The organism is Streptomyces sp. NPDC005141 (genome assembly GCF_053599975.1).
In genome coordinates this window covers 274,397-291,514 of the sequence record NZ_JBSFYW010000001.1, presented here as the reverse complement: position 1 = coordinate 291,514, position 17,118 = coordinate 274,397, and the positions used below count along the sequence as shown (strand labels likewise).

At 71.2% G+C, this 17,118-nt stretch carries 16 protein-coding genes; 11 read left to right on the top strand and 5 right to left on the bottom strand.

The window, feature by feature from the left end; genetic code table 11:
- Positions 1–62: 62 nt before the first annotated feature.
- Together ACWD68_RS01190 and ACWD68_RS01185 are read right to left on the bottom strand one after the other, a co-directional pair.
- Positions 63–905, bottom strand: coding sequence for a glutamate ABC transporter substrate-binding protein (locus ACWD68_RS01190; protein WP_451804347.1), 843 nt, complete (start codon positions 903–905; stop codon positions 63–65).
- 77 nt (positions 906–982) lie between these two features.
- Positions 983–1,759: an amino acid ABC transporter ATP-binding protein gene (locus ACWD68_RS01185; protein WP_451804345.1), complete on the bottom strand. Its 777-nt coding sequence runs from the start codon at positions 1,757–1,759 to the stop codon at positions 983–985.
- A gap of 285 nt (positions 1,760–2,044) precedes the next feature.
- On the opposite strand from ACWD68_RS01185, the gene ACWD68_RS01180 reads away from it, so the two are divergent.
- Entirely contained in the window at positions 2,045–2,731 is a 687-nt protein-coding gene (locus ACWD68_RS01180) for a response regulator transcription factor (protein ID WP_451804343.1), read from the top strand.
- Between the two features lie 9 nt (positions 2,732–2,740).
- Positions 2,741–4,147 (top strand): ATP-binding protein, encoded by a 1,407-nt coding sequence (locus ACWD68_RS01175; protein WP_451804341.1) that lies wholly within the window; start codon positions 2,741–2,743, stop codon positions 4,145–4,147.
- 99 nt (positions 4,148–4,246) lie between these two features.
- Here the strand turns inward: ACWD68_RS01175 and ACWD68_RS01170 are convergent, their stop codons facing one another.
- Positions 4,247–5,245, bottom strand: coding sequence for a TAXI family TRAP transporter solute-binding subunit (locus ACWD68_RS01170; RefSeq protein ID WP_451804339.1), 999 nt, complete (start codon positions 5,243–5,245; stop codon positions 4,247–4,249).
- An 83-nt stretch (positions 5,246–5,328) separates the two neighbouring features.
- Here ACWD68_RS01170 and ACWD68_RS01165 point away from each other — a divergent pair, with 83 nt between their 5' ends.
- From ACWD68_RS01165 to ACWD68_RS01150, 4 genes are all read left to right on the top strand, one after another.
- Positions 5,329–5,808 (top strand): pyrophosphohydrolase domain-containing protein, encoded by a 480-nt coding sequence (locus ACWD68_RS01165; protein WP_451804337.1) that lies wholly within the window; start codon positions 5,329–5,331, stop codon positions 5,806–5,808.
- Positions 5,809–6,007: 199 nt separating this feature from the next.
- A complete protein-coding gene (locus tag ACWD68_RS01160; protein WP_451804335.1) occupies positions 6,008–6,886 on the top strand; it encodes an alpha/beta hydrolase in 879 nt (292 codons plus the stop codon).
- 111 nt (positions 6,887–6,997) lie between these two features.
- The gene (gene miaB / locus ACWD68_RS01155; protein WP_451804333.1) at positions 6,998–8,524 is read left to right on the top strand and encodes a tRNA (N6-isopentenyl adenosine(37)-C2)-methylthiotransferase MiaB; all 1,527 of its coding nucleotides are present in this window, start codon (positions 6,998–7,000) and stop codon (positions 8,522–8,524) included.
- A 127-nt stretch (positions 8,525–8,651) separates the two neighbouring features.
- Positions 8,652–9,380: a class III extradiol dioxygenase subunit B-like domain-containing protein gene (locus ACWD68_RS01150; protein WP_451804331.1), complete on the top strand. Its 729-nt coding sequence runs from the start codon at positions 8,652–8,654 to the stop codon at positions 9,378–9,380.
- Between the two features lie 186 nt (positions 9,381–9,566).
- Here the strand turns inward: ACWD68_RS01150 and ACWD68_RS01145 are convergent, their stop codons facing one another.
- The gene (locus ACWD68_RS01145; RefSeq protein WP_451804329.1) at positions 9,567–9,830 is read right to left on the bottom strand and encodes an antitoxin; all 264 of its coding nucleotides are present in this window, start codon (positions 9,828–9,830) and stop codon (positions 9,567–9,569) included.
- A 24-nt stretch (positions 9,831–9,854) separates the two neighbouring features.
- Positions 9,855–10,007 (bottom strand): gliding motility protein, encoded by a 153-nt coding sequence (locus ACWD68_RS01140; RefSeq protein ID WP_451804327.1) that lies wholly within the window; start codon positions 10,005–10,007, stop codon positions 9,855–9,857.
- Positions 10,008–10,291: 284 nt separating this feature from the next.
- Between ACWD68_RS01140 and miaA the strand changes: the two genes are divergently transcribed.
- The 5 genes from miaA (at position 10,292) to ACWD68_RS01115 (ending at position 16,962) form a co-directional block, all read left to right on the top strand.
- Positions 10,292–11,230 (top strand): tRNA (adenosine(37)-N6)-dimethylallyltransferase MiaA, encoded by a 939-nt coding sequence (gene miaA, locus ACWD68_RS01135; protein ID WP_451804325.1) that lies wholly within the window; start codon positions 10,292–10,294, stop codon positions 11,228–11,230.
- Positions 11,231–11,337: 107 nt separating this feature from the next.
- Positions 11,338–11,877, top strand: a complete 540-nt coding sequence (locus ACWD68_RS01130; protein WP_451804408.1) for a hypothetical protein — start codon at positions 11,338–11,340, stop codon at positions 11,875–11,877.
- A gap of 126 nt (positions 11,878–12,003) precedes the next feature.
- Positions 12,004–12,873 (top strand): diaminopimelate epimerase, encoded by an 870-nt coding sequence (dapF, locus tag ACWD68_RS01125; RefSeq protein WP_451804323.1) that lies wholly within the window; start codon positions 12,004–12,006, stop codon positions 12,871–12,873.
- Between the two features lie 267 nt (positions 12,874–13,140).
- Positions 13,141–15,336, top strand: coding sequence for a RelA/SpoT family protein (locus ACWD68_RS01120; RefSeq protein WP_451804321.1), 2,196 nt, complete (start codon positions 13,141–13,143; stop codon positions 15,334–15,336).
- 129 nt (positions 15,337–15,465) lie between these two features.
- Positions 15,466–16,962, top strand: coding sequence for a M1 family metallopeptidase (locus ACWD68_RS01115; RefSeq protein WP_451804319.1), 1,497 nt, complete (start codon positions 15,466–15,468; stop codon positions 16,960–16,962).
- Positions 16,963–17,118: the final 156 nt, after the last annotated feature.

Here is a 17,118-nt window from a genome sequence, read left to right as displayed (position 1 = left end):
CCTGCGTTACCTGAGGGTCCCCCGCGTTGGCCGAAGGTCCCTGTGGTGCTGGTGATCCGTGACTACGAGACGATCACGCCGATCTTCGGGGCCGGCTCGTTCTTGTAGCCCGCCGGGCCGAAGTTCTTGTCGACCGCCTTCTGCCAGGACTTGTCGCTGACCATCTTCTCCAGCGCGGCGTTGATCTTCTTCTCCAGCTCGGCGTCGCCCTTCTTGATGCCGACGCCGTAGTTCTCGTTGCTCAGCTTGAGCCCGGCGAGCTTGAACTGACCCTTGTACTTGTCCTGGGCGGCGAAGCCCGCGAGGATCGAGTCGTCGGTGGTCACCGCGTCCACGGCGCCGCTCTGCAGGCCCGCGATGCACTCCGAGTAGCCGCTGTACTGACGCAGGTTGGCCTTGGGGGCGATGGTGTCCTTGATGTTCTGCGCCGAGGTCGAACCGGTCACGGAGCAGAGCTTCTTGCCGTTGAGGTCCGTGCCCTTGGTGATGTCCGAGTCGGTCTTGACGAGCAGGTCCTGGTGGGCCAGCAGGTACGGGCCGGCGAAGTCGACCTTCTGCTTGCGCTCGTCGGTGATCGAGTAGGTGGCCGCGATGAACTTCACGTCGCCGCGGGCGAGCGCGTTCTCACGGTCGGCGCTCTTGGTCTCGACGAACTCGATCTGGTCGGGCTTGTAACCGAGCTGCTTGGCCACGTAGGTCGCGACGTCCACGTCGAACCCGGCGAAGGAACCGTCGGGCTGCTTGAGGCCGAGACCGGGCTGGTCGTACTTGATGCCGACCTTGATCTTGCCGCCGCCCGAGGACGAGGACCCGCTGTCGTTCTTGTCGTCCGAACCGCACGCGGTGGCGGTCGCGGCGAGGGCGAGTACGGCTGCCGAGGCGGCGGCTGCCTTGCGGAGCTTCATGGTGAACATCCTTTGAGTGATGAAGAACTGTGGGCCGTCGACGGGCGGGTGACGCGTGTGGTCCACGCGCGGGGAGGTCAGTGGTGCAGGATCTTCGAGAGGAAGTCCTTGGCACGATTGCTGCGCGGGTTGCTGAAGAACTGGTCTGGCACAGCCTCTTCGACGATGCGGCCGTCGGCCATGAAGACGACGCGGTTGGCAGCCGAACGAGCGAAGCCCATCTCGTGGGTGACGACGATCATCGTCATGCCGTCCCGGGCCAGCTGCTGCATGACTTCGAGGACCTCGTTGATCATCTCGGGGTCCAGCGCGGAGGTCGGCTCGTCGAAGAGCATGACCTTGGGGTCCATCGCCAGCGCCCGCGCGATCGCGACGCGCTGCTGCTGGCCGCCGGACAGCTGTGCGGGGTACTTGTCGGCCTGCGTGCCGACACCGACGCGGTCGAGCAGCGCGCGGGCCTTCTCCTCCGCCGCCTTCTTGTCGGTCTTGCGGACCTTGATCTGCCCCAGCATCACGTTCTCGAGCACGGTCTTGTGCGCGAAGAGGTTGAAGGACTGGAAGACCATGCCCACATCGGCCCGAAGCCGGGCGAGCCCCTTGCCCTCCTGGGGCAGCGGCTTGCCGTCGATCGAGATGTCACCCGAATCGATCGTCTCCAGGCGGTTCATGGTGCGGCACAGGGTGGACTTCCCGGACCCGGAGGGGCCGATGACCACGACGACCTCACCACGGGTGATCGTCAGGTCGATGTCCTGGAGCACGTGCAACGCGCCGAAGTGCTTGTTGACGCTCTTCAGGACGACCAGTTCGTCGGTCGCGGCCATGGCGTCCTTGGCCACCGATACTTCGGTCATCGCTTTGGGGCTCCGTCCTCCTCGGTTTCGGAGGACAGTAGTGACGCCGTACGACCAGCGTCATTACATCTGAGGGGAACTTGAGCATCACGATCCGGTAGCAATCGGACACGTGTCGTAGCAGCCCGTACAAATGCGCGTACCGGCTGGGTAACGGAAGCCCCGCGCAACCCGAAGCCTCTTGACGCCGTCCTTGTCCATCGGCGTGACTTCCTTGATGCACGCGAGCGTGCATCGTGTTCTACACGCAGACATCGTACGACCTGTGAACCGGAGGGGGCCGGAATGAGACTGCTTCTCGTCGAGGACGACAATCACGTCGCCGCTGCCCTGTCCGCGGTGCTGGCACGGCACGGTTTCGACGTCACACACGCCCGCAGCGGCGAGGAGGCACTGCAGGCGCTGGTCCCGGAGAGCGACGGGTTCGGTGTCGTGCTGCTCGACCTGGGGCTGCCCGACCAGGACGGCTACGAGGTCTGCGGCAAGATCCGCAAGCGGACCGCCACGCCGGTGATCATGGTCACCGCGCGCGCGGACGTACGGTCCCGCATCCACGGCCTCAACCTCGGCGCCGACGACTACGTGGTGAAGCCCTACGACACCGGGGAACTGCTCGCCCGGATCCATGCCGTCAGCCGGCGCAGCGTCCACGACGACGCCGGGGCTCCCGGCGAGACCATGCTGCGCCTCGGCCCCGTACACATCGAACTCCCCAACCGCCAGGTCACGGTGGACGGTTCGACGGTCCAGCTGACCCGCAAGGAGTTCGACCTGCTCGCGCTGCTCGCCCAGCGTCCCGGAGTGGTGTTCCGCCGGGAGCAGATCATCAGCGAGGTGTGGCGCACCAGCTGGGAAGGAACCGGGCGCACCCTGGAGGTGCACGTCGCGTCGCTGCGCTCCAAACTGCGCATGCCGGCGCTGATCGAGACCGTACGCGGCGTCGGGTACCGGCTCGTCGCCCCGGCCTCGTAGCGGGCACGGGTGCGCACACGTCTCCTTCCGCTGCTCATCGTCCTGATGGCAGCCGTCCTGCTCGCGCTCGGCATCCCGCTCGCGGTGAGTGTCGCGGCGGCCCAGCAGCAGCGCGTGGTGGTCGACCGCATCGACGACACCGCGCGCTTCGCGGCCCTCGCCCAGTACGTCACCGAGGCCGCCGGGAGTTCCCAGGGGGGCTTCCCGGACGAACGCGGCGAGACCCTGCGGACCGAACTCATCCGCTACTACGAGGTGTACGGCATCCGGGCCGGCGTCTTCTACCGCAACGGCAAGCCCATGGCCAACGCGCCGGAGACCTGGAGCGTGCCGAGGACGGGAGTGGCCCGCGACGCCTTCAACGAGGCGCTCGTCAGCCGCCGCAGCCACGACCCGGAGCAGGTCTGGCCCTGGCAGCGCCACCGTCTCGTCGTCGCCTCCCCGGTCATCAGGGACGGTGACGTGGTCGCCGTCGTCGTCACCGACTCGCCCACCGGGCAGATGCGTTCCAAGACCCTCCATGGCTGGCTGATCATCGGCGCGGGCGAGATCGCCGCGATGCTGCTCGCGCTCGGTGCCGCGCTGCGCCTCACCGGCTGGGTGCTCAGACCCGTGCGTGTCCTCGACGCCACCACCCACGACATCGCGACCGGACGCCTGAAGTCCCGGGTCGCGGTAGCCGGCGGCCCGCCGGAACTCCGGCGACTGGCCCGGTCGTTCAACGAGATGGCGGACAACGTCGAGGACGTGCTGGAGCAGCAGCGCGCCTTCGTCGCCGACGCCTCGCACCAGCTGCGCAACCCGCTCTCGGCGCTGCTGCTGCGCATCGAGCTGCTCGCCCTCGAACTCCCCGAGGGCAACGAGGAGATCGCCTCGGTGCGCACCGAGGGCAAGCGCCTCACCCAGGTGCTCGACGACCTGCTCGACCTGGCGCTCGCCGAGCACGCCGAGGCCGATGTGCGCCTCACCGACATCGGCGCGCTGGCCGCCGAGCGCGTGGCGTCCTGGCAGCCGGTCGCCGAGAGCAGGGGCGTACGGCTGGCGGGGAACTGCCCGCCGACCACCGCGTGGGCCGACCCCGTCACGCTGTCCAGCGCCCTGGACGCGGTGATCGACAACGCGGTCAAGTTCACACCCGAGGGGGAGAGCGTCGAGGTGACCGTCGCGTCGAACGGCGAGTCCTCGACCATCGTGGTCACCGACGGCGGCCCCGGCCTCGGCGACGAGGACCTGGCCCGCATCGGCGACCGCTTCTGGCGCAGCGCGGTCCACCAGAACGTCAAGGGCTCGGGCCTCGGCCTCTCCATCTCGCGGGCCCTGCTAGCCGCGGGCGGTGGCTCCATCGCGTACGACCACCACGAGCCGCACGGCCTGCGGGTGACGGTGACGGTGCCGAGGTCGGGGCCGGTGTGCTGAGGGATCTCGCGGGGCGCCGCTCCGCGGGACGGCCCGCGCCGGAACGGGGCGGCTCCGCGGATTCGGCAGGAGGTGGCGCCGGGCTCCCGGCGCCGCGGGTCAGGGCTTGATCGACCGGTAGTAGCGGCTCGCGCCGTCGTGCAGGGGCAGCGGGTCCGTGTAGATCGCCGTGCGCAGGTCCACCAGCTGGGCCGCGTGCACCACGCCGCCGATCCGGTCGCGGCTGGCGATCACCGTGCGGGTGAGCTCCTCGGTGAGCTTCGCGTCCGCGTCCTCACGGGTGATCAGGTAGTTGGCCACGGCCAGGGTCTGCACGGGGGAGCCGCGCTGCGCCTCGGGGTAGGCGTCGGCGGGCATCTGGGCGGACCGGTAGTAGCGGGAGGCGCCGCCCTGCTCATGCAGCTTCTTGACGAGGTCGTCGCCGATCGGCACCAGCCTGATGTCGTCGGCCTTGGATAGGTTCACGACGGCACTCGTCGGCAGGCCGCCCGACCAGAAGAAGGCGTCGATCTTGTGTTCCTTGAGCAGGTCGGGCATGGTCGCGATGCCGTCGTCGAGGGGCTCGATGTCCGTGCCGGGGTCCAGCCCGGCCGCCTGGAGCACATGGTTCGCGATCAGCCGCACCCCGGAACCGCTCGGTCCGAGGGCGACCCTCCGGCCCTTCAGGTCCGCCACGGACCGTACGGACGACGAGCGCGGGACCACCAGGTGCACATAGTCGTCGTAGAGCCGCGAGCAGCCCCGCAGCCGACCCGATCCCGGCTTGTTCTCGAGTATGTACGTCTCCACGGCGTCGGCCGCCGCGATGGTGAAGTCGACCTCGCCCGTGGCCAAGCGCCGGACGTTCTCCTGTGATCCGTCGCTCTTCTTCAGCTGTACGTCCAGGCCTGGCAGGTCCTTGGCGATGGCGCCCTGGAGGAGCTTGCCGTACATCTGGTAGACCCCGGTCGGGGTGCCCGTGCTGAAGGTGATCGTCCCGCTCGGGGACTCCTCGCCCAGCGGCAGCAGCCACCACAGCAGCAGCCCGACGACCGTGAAAGCTGTCGCCGAGCCGAACAGCGCGCCGCGCCGGCCGATACGGGGGAGTGCCTGGAACATGCGCGCGATCCTGCCAGTCCGGGGGCGGTCCTGACCAGGGCGGGACTCACAAGGTGGATCCGGCGGATCGATAGGCTCGCCGGATGCAGCCGTCTTCCCCGTCGCAGGTCGCGCCTTCCGTCACTCCGGCACCTTCCCCGGCCGCCGCCGAGCCCGGCGCCGCCCCTTCGCCCTCCTCCCTGGTCCGCGCGTTCCATCTCGCCTTCGGCCTCGACGTCCGTGGCACCCCGACCGAGGTCTCCCCGAAGCTCGCCGCACACCGCGGCGAACTGCTGGCCGAGGAGGCGGCCGAGGTCGCCGAGGTCGCGGTCGGTGGGCCGCTCGACCGGCTGGCGCACGAGCTCGCCGACGTCGTGTACGTGGCGTACGGCACGGCTCTGGTCCACGGGATCGACCTCGACGCGGTGATCGCCGAGATCCACCGGTCCAACATGACGAAGCTGGGCCCCGACGGCCATGTCGCCCGCAGGGCCGACGGCAAAGTACTCAAGGGCGAGCACTACCGGGCACCGGACGTGTCGGAGGTACTGCGGCGGCAGGGGTGGAGCGCGCCGGACGCGTAGGGCGTGTCCGCGGCACCCGGGGGCGAGGCGCTGCCGCTCTCCCGCCCGTCGGCCGGCCGTCTCGGGCGGCCCGGCCGACCCGCACCCTTCCCCACCGCGGGTCGGCTTGCCGGCTTGCGGCCCGCTTCGGGCCCGGCCACCAGGAACCGCGAGGCCGCCGGTACCCCGGGGCGCCCACCAGCGACGATCAGGAGAGCGCATGAACGAGCCGGCCGAACTCGATCTGCCCGTCGAGGGCGGAACCCTCCGTGTCCTGCGGTTCGGCCGGGGGCCGCGGATCGCCCTCGCGGCGCACGGCATCACCGCGTCCGGGATGGCCTTCCGCGCCATGGCCCGTCGGCTCCCCGACGCGTGGACCCTGTTCGCGCCCGACCTGCGGGGGCGCGGCGGCAGCGCCGGCACTCCCGGCCCGTACGGCCTCGACCGGCACGCCACGGATCTGTGCCGCCTGGCGGAGGTCCTGGGCGGGGGCCGGCCCGTCGCCCTGACCGGGCACTCGATGGGCGCGTACATCGCGCTGCGCGCGGCGGCGCGACGGCCCGAGCTGTTCGACCGGCTGCTGCTCGTCGACGGCGGCCTGCCCCTGCCCGTGCCGCCCGGGGCCGACCCCGACGGAATCCTGGACGTCACCCTCGGCCCCGCGCTGGCGCGCCTCGGCCGGACCTACGAGACCGACCAGGCCTACGTCGACTTCTTCCGCGCGCATCCCGCGCTCGGACCCGACTGGAACGCGGACGTCGAGGCGTATGTGCGCTACGACCTCACCGGGCCCCGGGGCGCTCGGCGTTCCAAGGCGCGCGAGGAGGCCGTACGGCACGACGGGCGGGATCTGCTGGCCTCCGCCGACCTGTTCGGGGCCGACCTCACGCGGCTGTCCGTCCCGGCTCGGCTGCTGCACGCGCCGCTCGGGCTGCTCGGCCAGGAGCCGCCGATGCTGCGGGCGGCCGTCGTCGAGCACTGGACCGGGAGGTCCCCGGGCCTGTCCGCCGAGCTGATCGCGGGCACCAACCACTACACGATCCTGCTGGGAGCCGCCGCGGAGACGGTGGCGGAGCGGCTGGTCGCACCGGGCGAGTGATCACGACTCCGCGAGCCCGGAGGGGCCGGGCGGACCGTGGATCCCCGGCCCGCGCACCGGCCGGCGGCTCCGGCGTCCGGACGTACTCCGGCTACCGCCTACCCTTGTCACATGAGCAGCGGCGACCGGAGTCAGGCAGTGGACGTTCAGGAATCCAAGACGTACGAAGTGCGCACCTACGGGTGTCAGATGAACGTCCATGACTCCGAACGGCTCTCCGGGCTCCTCGAGGACGCCGGATATGTGAAGGCGCCCAAGGGCTCGGACGGCGACGCGGACGTCGTCGTCTTCAACACCTGCGCCGTCCGGGAGAACGCCGACAACAAGCTCTACGGCAACCTCGGCCGCCTCGCCCCCATGAAGACGAAGCGCCCCGGCATGCAGATCGCCGTCGGCGGCTGCCTCGCCCAGAAGGACCGCGACACCATCGTGAAGCGGGCGCCCTGGGTGGACGTCGTCTTCGGAACGCACAACATCGGCAAGCTGCCCGTCCTCCTGGAGCGGGCCCGCGTCCAGGAAGAGGCGCAGGTCGAGATCGCCGAGTCCCTGGAGGCCTTCCCCTCCACCCTGCCGACCCGCCGCGAGAGCGCGTACGCGGCCTGGGTGTCGATCTCCGTCGGCTGCAACAACACCTGCACCTTCTGCATCGTCCCGGCGCTGCGCGGCAAGGAGAAGGACCGCAGGACCGGCGACATCCTGGCCGAGATCGAGGCCCTGGTCGGCGAGGGTGTCTCCGAGATCACCCTGCTCGGCCAGAACGTCAACGCGTACGGCAGCGACATCGGCGACCGTGAGGCCTTCAGCAAGCTGCTGCGCGCCTGCGGGCAGATAGAGGGTCTGGAGCGCGTCCGCTTCACCTCGCCGCACCCGCGCGACTTCACCGACGACGTGATCGCCGCCATGGCCGAGACGCCGAACGTGATGCCGCAGCTGCACATGCCGATGCAGTCCGGATCGGACACCGTCCTGAAGGCGATGCGCCGCTCGTACCGCCAGGACCGCTTCCTGGGGATCATCGAGAAGGTCCGGGCCACCATCCCGGACGCGGCGATCACCACCGACATCATCGTGGGCTTCCCCGGTGAGACGGAGGAGGACTTCGAGCAGACCCTGCACGCGGTCCGCGAGGCCCGCTTCTCGGCGGCCTTCACCTTCCAGTACTCCAAGCGCCCCGGCACCCCGGCGGCCACCATGGAGGGGCAGATCCCCAAGGAGGTCGTCCAGGCGCGCTACGAGCGTCTCGTCGCCCTCCAGGAGGAGATCTCCTGGGACGAGAACAAGAAGCAGGTCGGCCGCACCCTGGAGCTGATGGTCGCCGAGGGCGAGGGCCGCAAGGACGGCGCCACCCACCGACTGTCCGGCCGCGCCCCCGACAACCGCCTGGTCCACTTCACCAAGCCCGACGAAGAGGTCCGCCCCGGCGACGTGGTCACGGTCGAGATCACCTACGCCGCCCCGCACCACCTGCTCGCCGAGGGTGCCGTCCTGGACGTGCGCCGCACGCGCGCGGGGGACGCCTGGGAGAAGCGCAACGCCGCCGAGGCCGCCAAGCCTGCGGGCGTCATGCTCGGCCTGCCGAGGATCGGCGCGCCGGAGCCGCTGCCGGTCGCCGCGGGCAGCGGCTGCGGCTGCGACTGACCAACTGGTCGGGCAGGCTCGGCCGGGAGGGCATTCCGACGGACCCGGGGCGGGCCCGGACGGCAGGCCGGCGGAACCGGAGTGGGCCCGGGGCGGATCGTCGGCCGGCACCGTTACGCTGCGGATCATGCTTGTAGCCGCCGCAGTCTGCCCCTGCCCTCCGCTGCTCGTCCCCGGCGTCGCCGCCGGCGCGGCGTCCGAGCTGGACGCCGCCCGCGCGGCGTGCACGGACGCGCTGGGCCTGCTCGCCGCGTCCCGTCCCGACCTGCTGGTCGTCGTCGGCCCCGCCGAACAGAGCGGTCGCGGACCGCATCCGGAGGGCACTCGCGGATCCTTCGGCGGATTCGGGGTCGATCTCGACGTGTGCCTCGGTCGCCCGGACGCGGCCGCCGCCGGCCCCGAAGCCCCGGAACGCGAACTGCCGCCCTCCCTCGCCGTCGCGGCCTGGCTGCTGGAGCGCACCGGCTGGTCCGACGCCCCGGTGGAGGGGCTCGGAGTGGGGGAACCTCTGGAGGCCGAGCGGTGTATCCGGGCGGGGGAGCAGATCGGCGGGCGGGCCGGGCGGGTGGCACTGCTGGTGATGGGTGACGCCAGCGCGTGCAGGACGCTCAAGGCGCCGGGCTATCTCGACGAGCGCGCGGCGGGCTTCGACGCGGAGGTCGCGCGTGCGCTGGGGACCGCGGACGTCGCGGCCCTCAAGGCGCTGGACACCGCTCTGGCGCAGGAGCTGAAGGCCGCGGGGCGCGCCCCCTGGCAGGTCCTCGCCGGTGCGGCCGAGGGCGCGGGGCTCGGCGGCGCCCTGCTCTACGACGACGCCCCGTACGGGGTGGGATATCTGGTCGCGGCCTGGTCCTAGGCGCCACCCCGGGAGAGCCGTGGCGCCCTGGGCCGTAGGGGCGCGAGAGCGGCCGGGGCACGAACGCGCAGCCCGGGGCTGCCCGCGGCCGCCGTCGCTCATTTTCGTCGTGCCCGCTCCGGGCCGGACACGGCGGACGGCCGGAAGCCTGAGCGCTTCGCGGCCGTCCGCCGATGTGTGGGTCGTTCAGGATGTCTGAGGCGGCGTCGGCACGTCCGGTGGGGGCGTGGCCCCGTCACCGTCCTTGTGCGCGAGGCGGTCCATGGCGTCCTTGGCCTTGCCCGTACCCGTCTGGATCTTGCCGCTGTACTTGTGCTTGGTCTTCTCGTCGACCACCTTCGCGGCCTTGTCGAGGCCGTGCGTGACCTTGTGCCCGTGCTGCTGCGCGAGCCCGGATACCTTGTCCTTGGCGGGCTCCAGCTTGGCTTTCAGATTGTCCATCAGACCCATGGTTCGCCTTCCCTCGCGGGACAGTTATGTGCGGGCGCCCTCGCCGGCGTCGTTGTCGGCGGCCTGTTCGGCGGTCTGCTGCTTGGGGATGTCGACGTCCTCCGCGGTGTCGGTCCCGGCGGTCCCCGCCGTCGCCTCGCCCTCGTTCTCGGACGAACCCTCAGCCTTCGCCGCCACCTCCGCCTCGGTGCAGGCCGGCTGTGAAGCGGCCTCCACCTCGGCGGTCGACGCCTCCTCCGTAGCCTTTGACCTCCGGAGAAGTCGTGCAAAAACGCCCATATCCGCTCCATACGTTACTCGTGAGGGCGAAATTCCGCGTCGCCCGGTGCGTCCCATTGCGTCGCCCGGGTCACCGGTTCTCGAAACCGGCGGCTGGAACCTCGCATCAGGCAACGAACCCGGACCCATGGCGTCACGTAGCTCGTTGGAGGAGAGGGGCAGGGGTTTGCGAGACTGGGACCGTGAGTAGCGCACCCCCCGCCCCCCGGGTCATCGCCGTCGTCGGACCGACCGCCGCAGGAAAGTCCGATCTGGGCGTTTTCCTCGCCAGGCGTCTCGGAGGCGAGGTCGTCAACGCCGACTCGATGCAGTTGTACCGAGGGATGGACATCGGTACCGCCAAGCTGACGCCCGATGAGCGCGGCGGCGTCCCGCACCACCTCCTGGACATCTGGGACGTGACGGTCACCGCCAGCGTCGCCGAGTACCAGCGGCTCGCCCGCGCCCGCATCGACGCGCTGCTCGCCGAGGGGCGCTGGCCGATCCTGGTGGGCGGCTCCGGGCTGTACGTCCGAGGGGCCGTCGACAACCTGGAGTTCCCCGGTACCGACCCCGAGGTGCGCGCCCGGCTGGAGGAGGAGCTCACCCTGCGCGGCTCCGGAGCGCTGCACGCGCGGCTCGCCATGGCCGACCCCGAGGCCGCGCACGCGATCCTGCCCAGCAACGGCCGCCGTATCGTCCGCGCCCTCGAGGTAATCGAGATCACAGGCAAGCCCTTCACCGCCAATCTGCCCGGCCACGACTCCGTGTACGACACCCTCCAGATCGGTGTCGACGTGGCGCGTCCCGAGCTCGACGAGCGCATCGCGCGCCGGGTGGACCGGATGTGGGAGGCCGGGCTCGTGGACGAGGTGCGCACCCTGGAGGCGCACGGCCTGCGCGCGGGGCGCACGGCGTCACGCGCGCTCGGATACCAGCAGGTCCTCGCGGCGCTCGCCGGGGAGCGCACCGATGCCGAGGCCCGCGCCGAGACCGTTCGCGCCACCAAGCGCTTCGCGCGCCGTCAGGATTCGTGGTTCCGGCGCGACCCGCGGGTGCATTGGCTCAGTGGGGCTGCGGCGGATCTCACAGAACTCCCGGAACTCGCACTGGCGTTGGTCGAACGACCGGTCACAGCCTGATCACGTCATGGCATCGGGACGCTCCGGCCGTCATCCGGGCCTCCGGCGCCGTGCCATCATCGAGCTTCGATCGACCAGTGAAGTCCGAGTTGGGAGGGCGCGTGGCGATGGAGGCCGGCCCTCGCGACACTGCACGAGGCACTGAGTACGGTGCTGATCCGGACGGAGTTCGTCTGAGCATCGATCCGGACGCCGATCACGGCGTCGAACCGGAGCTGGGCGGAGAACGCCTGAGCTCCGACGGCCCCGAGGAGACCCCCGGCGGGGTGATCGCCGACGGCCCCGGCCTCGGCGAGATGTCCCCGGAACCGGAGGTCGAGGTCGAGCTGCGCCCGCAGCGCCGGCTGCGCATCTGGCAGCTCGCGCCCATCGTGGCGCTCGCCGCGACCGGTTCGCTGATGTTCGCCTTCCCGCTGGCCTTCGAGTTCGGTGACGGCGGTGCCGTGGTCGCCATGCTCGGCCTGCTCATCTGCTCGTGCGCCGCCGGCTGGGGCATGATGGCGGCCCGCCGGGTCGGCTACGCCCTGCCCGGCTTCCCGCCGCGCGGCTCCGGCCGTCGCCCGGACTGGCGTGTGGTGATCGCGTACGTCGTGGTCGTCGCCGCGGTGGCGGTGCTCGCCGTGTGGCGCGTGGCCCGACTGCGCTGACTCCACGGGCCCGGTCCGCCGGGTCACGGACCCGATCCCGTTCACCCGGCGCCGCGGACACGAGTGGCGTACCGACCCCCGCCCCGTGCCGACCGGACTGCCGTGCCGACCCCGTACGATCGGGGAATGAGCACGCGGATCGCCTTCCTCAAGGGCCACGGGACCGAGAACGACTTCGTGATCATCCCGGACCCGGAGAACGTCATCGACCTGCCCGCGGCCGCTGTCGCCGCGCTGTGCGACCGCCGCGCCGGCATCGGTGGCGACGGTCTGCTGCACGTCGTGCGGTCCGCCGCGCACCCCGAGGCCAGGCAGATGGCGGCCGAGGCGGAGTGGTTCATGGACTACCGCAACGGCGACGGCTCGGTCGCCGAGATGTGCGGCAACGGAGTGCGTGTGTTCGCCCGCTACCTCCAGCGCGCCGGGTATGTGGTCGAAGGTGATACGGCCGTCGCCACGCGCGGGGGTGTGAAGACCGTGCACGTCGCCAAGAACGGAGACGTCACCGTCGGCATGGGCAAGGCCCTCCTCCCCGAGGGAGAAGTGACGGTGAGCGTCGGCGAGCGCCGCTGGCCCGCGCGCAACGTGAACATGGGCAACCCGCACGCCGTCGCCTTCGTGGACGATCTCGCGCACGCCGGCGATCTGTTCACGCCGCCGCCGTTCACCCCGGCGTCGGCGTACCCGGACGGGGTCAATGTCGAGTTCGTGGCCGACCGGGGGCCCGGTCATGTCGCCCTGCGGGTCCACGAGCGCGGCTCCGGAGAGACCCGCTCCTGCGGCACGGGCGCGTGCGCCGTGGCCGTCGCCGCGGCCCGCCGCGACAACGCCGACCCCGCCGTGACCGGCACCCCGGCGACGTACACCGTCGACGTGCCCGGCGGACGACTGGTGATCACCGAGCGCGCGGACGGCGAGATCGAGATGACGGGCCCCGCGGTGATCGTCGCCGAGGGCGAGATCGACGCGGAGTGGCTGGACGGCGCGCGACGCTGAACCGCGCGGCCGGGGGACGGTTGCGATCTGTCCCCCATCGGTTCGACGCCGTACGTCCGTGCCGTCCCTTCCGAAAGTCCGAAACCGTAAACCCCAAAACCTTCGCTCGAAGGGGTGATCCGTTTCACGGTCGGCGAGAGGCGGTCAACCGGGCGTGGTGGGCTCGGTAGCATCAAGCACCGGCCCGGACGGGGGACCGACACGATCCCCTGAGCCGAGTACGCCATGGGGCACCCGTCCGCCGGTCTTACGCAGTCGGAGGTGCCCATGAGTGCGGAGGCGACGAATCCCGCGACGCCAGGCCCTGCAATGCCCGCCCCCGAGCGTTCGCCCTTGCTGGAGCCGGGGGTGACCCCGGCGCACCGCAGGAAGGGGCGTCCCCGGATCGACCTGCGCCGTCTGGGGCGGGCCGCACTGCTGGGGCCCGCGACCAGGGACCGGCTGCCGGACGCCATCGGGCATGTGGCCGAGGCGCACCGCGCCCATCACCCCGACGCCAAACTGGAGCCTCTGCGCCGGGCGTACGTGCTCGCGGAATCCTCGCACCGCGGCCAGATGCGCAAGAGCGGGGAGCCGTACATCACGCACCCGCTCGCCGTGACGCTGATCCTCGCCGAACTCGGCGCCGAGACAACGACGTTGACCGCCTCCCTGCTCCACGACACCGTCGAGGACACGGAAGTGACGCTGGATCAGGTGCGGGAGGAATTCGGCGACGAGGTCTGCTATCTCGTCGACGGCGTCACCAAGTTGGAGAAGGTCGACTACGGCGCCGCCGCCGAACCGGAGACGTTCCGGAAGATGCTGGTCGCGACGGGCAACGACGTCCGGGTGATGTCGATCAAACTCGCGGACCGGCTGCACAACATGCGCACCCTCGGCGTCATGCGCCCCGAGAAACAGGCGCGGATCGCCAAAGTGACCCGGGACGTGCTGATCCCGCTGGCCGAGCGCCTCGGTGTCCAGGCGCTCAAGACCGAACTCGAAGACCTCGTCTTCGCGATCCTGCACCCCGAGGAGTACGAGCACACGCGGGAGCTCATCGCCCAGAACGCCAGTCGTGACGACAACCCCCTCGCGGATATCGCGGAGGAGGTGCGCGTGGTCCTGCGCGACGCCGGCATCCCGGCCGAAGTCCTCATAAGGCCACGGCACTTCGTCTCCGTCCACCGCGTGTCGCGCAAGCGCGGCCCGATGCGCGGCGCCGACTTCGGACGCCTCCTGGTGCTCGTGAACGAGGACGCCGACTGCTACGGCGTCCTCGGCGAACTGCACACCTGCCTCACCCCCGTGGTCTCGGAGTTCAAGGACTTCATCGCCGTCCCCAAGTTCAACCTGTACCAGTCACTGCACACGGCAGTCACCCGTGGCGACGGCCAGGTCGCCGAAGTCCTCATCCGCACGCACCAGATGCACAAGGTGGCCGAGGCCGGAGTCATCGCGCTCGGCAATCCCTACGCTCCGCCGTCGGAGGAGCAGCCGGACGGCGGCGGGGACCGCCCCTTCGACGGCGAGCGCGCCGACCCCACCCGTCCCGGCTGGCTCTCCCGGCTGCTCGACTGGCAGCAGGGGGCCCCGGACCCGGACACCTTCTGGTCGACACTGCGTGAAGACCTCGCCCAGGACCGCGAGATCACCGTGTTCCGCGCCGACGGAGGCTCGCTGGGCCTTCCGGAGGGCGCCAGTTGCGTCGACGCGGCCTACGGGGCGTACGGCGAGGACGCGCACGCCTGCATCGGAGCCCGCGTCAACGGCCGCCTGGCGACGCTGAGTACGGTCCTGACGGACGGTGACACCGTTCAGCTCCTGATGGGCCAGGACCCCGCCTCCGAGCCGTCCAGGGAGTGGCTGGAGCACGCGCACACGGCAGCGGCGCGGATCGCCATCCAGCGGTGGATGGCCACGCATCCCGCACCCGGCGGCGAGGAGGTGTCCGGGACCTCCGCCACGAGCACCAGACCGCCCGTCGAGGCCCCGGCCCGCCCCATCGAGGCGCAGGTCGCCCGCCCCGCGAGTGCCGTCGCCGACCCGCCCGGCGCGTCCGTACGCATGGCCGGCTGTTGTACGCCCGTACCGCCCGACGAGGTGACCGGCTTCACCGTCCGCGGGGGAGTGGTCACCGTGCACCGCGTGGAGTGCGCCGGAGCGGCGCGCATGAAGAGCGCGGGACGCGCGGAGGTCGGTGTGCGCTGGGGGGACACCACCGAGTGCCGCGTCACCCTGGTCGCCGAATCCTTCGGGCGCCCGCATCTGCTCGCCGACCTCACCGAAGCCATCGCGGCGGAGGGGGTCGCCGTCGTCTCGGCGACCGTCGAACCGCCCACCCAGCAGCGGGTGCGCCACACCTACACGCTCCAACTCCCGGACGCGGCGCGCCTCCAGGCCCTGATGCGCGCGATGCGCAATGTGCCCGGCGTCTACGACGTGAGCCGGGCCCAGCATCCGGCGACGGCGGCGCAGTAGGCGCCGGGTGCCGGGTGCCGCACGTCGGCCACCGGACAGCGGCCCCGATGGGCCTCCTTGCGGACCCGTTCGGGTGGGCCGGGCGCGAGTCGCCACCGCGGGACCCACGCGCGCTGGTAGCGGTGGTCCATGCCGCTCAGTCCCGCCCCCACGCCCGTACGCCCGAGGAGCCGCCGTGTCACGTCGGCCCTGCTCGCCTCGGCCGTCTCCGTCTGCCTGATCGCCGCGAGCGCCCCGGACCCGGCCTCGCCCCTGGGGGTGGGTGACCGGCTCTTCCCCACCCTCGGCAACCCCGGCTACGACGTCGAGTCGTACGACCTCGACTTCACCTACCCCGGAACCAACGACAAGCCGCTCAAGGCCGTCACCACGATCGACGCCCTGGCCACCGCTTCGCTCGACCGCGTCAATCTCGACTTCGCGCACGGAACGGTGCGATCGGTCGAGGTCAACGGGGCGCCCGCCGATTTCGTGAGCGCCGGCGACGACCTGGTCGTGACGCCCGCCGAACCGCTGTCCGCCGGAAGCCCGCTGCGGATCACCGTGCGTCACACCAGCGATCCGGTCGGTGCCAAGGGCCAGGACGGCGGCTGGGTGCGGACCGAGGACGGGCTCGCGATGGCCAACCAGGCCGACGCCGCGCACCTGGTCTTCCCGTGCAACGACCACCCCTCCGACAAGGCGATGTTCACCATCCACGTCACGGCGCCCGAGGGATATACGGCCGTGGCCAACGGTCTGCCCGAGGGCACCGACCGGGCCCGCGGGGCCACGACCTGGACGTATCGCACCCAGCACCCCATGGCCACCGAGCTGACGCAGGTGTCCATCGGCCGCTCCCGCGTGTTGCACCGCGCGGGGCCGCACGGCCTGCCCGTACGCGATGTCGTCCCCACCGCCGAGCGCGCGGCGCTCGAACCGTGGCTCCGGAAGACCCCCGGCCAGATCGCCTGGATGGAGAGGAAGGTCGGGCGCTACCCCTTCGAGACCTACGGGCTGCTGATGGCCCAGGCGCAGACCGGCTTCGAGTTGGAGACGCAGACGCTCTCGCTCTTCGAGAAGGACATCTTCACCAAGCCCGTGTATCCGAAGTGGTACGTCGAGTCGATCATGGTGCATGAGCTGTCCCACCAGTGGTTCGGCGACAGCGTCAGCCCCCGCACCTGGTCCGATCTGTGGCTCAACGAAGGACACGCCACCTGGTACGAAGCCCTGTACGCCGAGGAGAAGGCGGACAAGCCGATGAAGGCGCGGATGAAGGCGGCCTACCGGATGTCCGACTCCTGGCGCGCCACCGGCGGGCCGCCCGCGGCGCCCAAGGGACCCGAGCCCGGCCACAAGATCAGCATCTTCCGGCCGAACGTCTACGACGGCGCGGCCCTGGCCCTGTACGCGCTGAGGCAGGAGATCGGGCGCCCGGCCTTCGAGCGCCTGGAGCGGACCTGGGTGAGCGTCAACCGCGACGGCGTGGCCTCGACGGCCGACTTCGTGGACCTCGCCTCCGCCGTCGCGGCACGCGATCTGAGCGGGTTCTTCAAGGCGTGGCTCTACGCGGAGAGGACACCGCCGATGCCGGGGCACCCGGACTGGAAGAGCGACGCCCCCAAGGCGCGCAAGCACGCGTGAGGCGGCGGGGCCCGCGGGCGCGCGCATCGAGGGGACCGGCGCACACCGGCACCCCGCGAGCGCGAGGCCCGCGGGTTCGCGGCGGGGCCCGATAAGTCACGTGACGAGACGGGCCGTACCGTGCGACCATCTTCGAGCCGGCGGCACGGCCCCCTT